Annotated in this window: 2 protein-coding genes; both read right to left on the minus strand. The window is 47.0% G+C overall.

Annotated elements, in window-relative coordinates; genetic code table 11:
* The coding region (locus FJZ26_05730; GenBank protein MBM3229908.1) for a hypothetical protein at positions 1 to 306 on the minus strand (306 nt) is incomplete at its 3' end.
* Positions 307 to 341: 35 nt separating this feature from the next.
* Complete coding sequence (locus FJZ26_05735; protein MBM3229909.1) at positions 342 to 1,334, minus strand: hypothetical protein; 993 nt, start codon at positions 1,332 to 1,334, stop codon at positions 342 to 344.
* Positions 1,335 to 1,965: the final 631 nt, after the last annotated feature.

Raw genomic sequence — 1,965 nt, forward strand, 5'->3', positions numbered from 1 at the left:
ATCCTTGCTTTTGATGCTTTCAAATGAATCGGAGAGACCTCGAAGTTCGCCTTTAATGCCAGTGATTGTGAAAAGCAGGTAAAAATTCAAGACAAGGCTTATTACTGCAAGGCCGATGGCAACCTTTGAGAGAATCGGCGACTTTCTTGGCGCATCTGAATCAAAAGCCTGTGGCCGCTGCTGCATTGGCGGCCTTGGAGGAAGCTGTGGTGGCGCCTGTGCCGCCTGGCTCTGTGTGGCTGGTGCAGACCTTCTCAAACCTGAAGGAAATGAAGAATAACCAGCAGAAACTTCCTTGTCATCCATTGTTACCACCGCCATAATAAAATCTACGCTGCCCTTTATATTAATTTCACAAGCCCGTGCCCCAGCTCTGCCAGGTCAGCACCCAGAAGCTTTGAAGTCTGCCTGACAAACGTGAAAACCATAATCAGTGCTATAAGTGGATAAAACAGAGATTGCATTGTTATCGTGCCAATATAGTTTGCAATGACAGAAGCCGCATCTGCAATGCTGTTTATGTCCTTGTTTTCCCTTTGAAGCTGCATGTATGCCTGCGGCAGCGAGCCTGGGCATATCGTGTTAGGCTTAATTACCGGAAGGTTTTGTATGTTGCAGCCCCCGGCCACATTTCCCTGGATTGCAATTATCATAAGGTAGCTAAGAGGAAAGATAATGTAGCAGCCAATTGCAAGTGCAATCAAAAAGCCTCCGACTCCCCTTGTTAGGGGGAATGTCCTTAATATAAGGCCAACCGGAAGGAAAAGAGTCAGCATCGTGGCTTCAAAAAAATCCGTAAGCCTGAACTGGAAATACTGGAATACAAGAACATATGTCACCCTGTTTGCAAGATAGTGGAATAGGGACACCAGGCCGGCTTTATACCATGTGCCTGCTACGGGTTCTGTGCCACCAATGTCCTGGCTTATTTTTTCAAGGAACTCAACATAGAAATTGTAGGCGTACATGACCCTGTAGACTGATTTGATGCACCCGATTGACTCATTAAGGTATCCTCTAGTTATGTCAAACGGGCTGGGATTGCTTCCTGTGCCGTAGTTTGAAAGCCCGGCCGCGTTGACGACATTTCTTGTAAACGATGACGTTGCCCCAAGGCCTATGTCAATGAACCCAATGAGAAGAAGGGCAATCACAAGTGTTGCAAGAACCTCCATATATTCGGCCTTGCACCATTTTTTGAGGTTTTGAAGGTTGAATGCATAAGCAAGCATGTAAAACAGCGTGACTAGGAAAAAAGTCGAGAAGGAAGCAAGAATAATCAGAGACTCCCAGCCAAGGTAAACATTGCTGAATATCAAAAGCGGTTCTGGCATGCAATCATCCCACATCAAACTCAAAACAAAATCTCTTCATATCATCCTTGTCAGGCTTGAAACGTCAACCTCGTCGCCAAACACGCGCGAAAGTTCCTTCACCGCAGTTATGAGGACTGCGAAATTCAATGCGACAAGTATGACGCCTGCTATGAACAGGTTGGTGCCAAGTCTTACGGCCGAATAGAACAAGTTTGTGGCATAATTCGCTATTATGTTCCCTTCGGGCTCACTTGTGCCGCTTTCAAACGAGCCGGTAACGCCGCTGCCCCTCAGCTGGTCCTCATCCAGCTGGTCGCGGTACTGTGAAATGACTTTGTCTGCAGTCTGTTCCCTTGAAGCATTAATCAAATCCCTTATAACATAATCGTCAAACACAAGCATTGCCGGGAAAAAAACAAACATGCCGATTGAAAGGCCAATCAACGCCCCCCCAAACTGCCTGGTGGGGGAAAATGCCCTAAACAAAATACCTATCGGCAGAAGATATGTGAGCATGGCGACATTTACGTATTTTAGTATGAGGTTTTGCGTAAGCGTGACCATGTAGGCGACCAGAATGCCGTTAGTGAGGATGGCAAGCGAGCTTGTAAGCGGCGCAAGTCCCCCCCATGGCTGGGTGCTAAAGCCG

Source organism: Candidatus Parvarchaeota archaeon (assembly GCA_016866895.1).
Taxonomy (GTDB): domain Archaea; phylum Micrarchaeota; class Micrarchaeia; order Anstonellales; family VGKX01; genus VGKX01.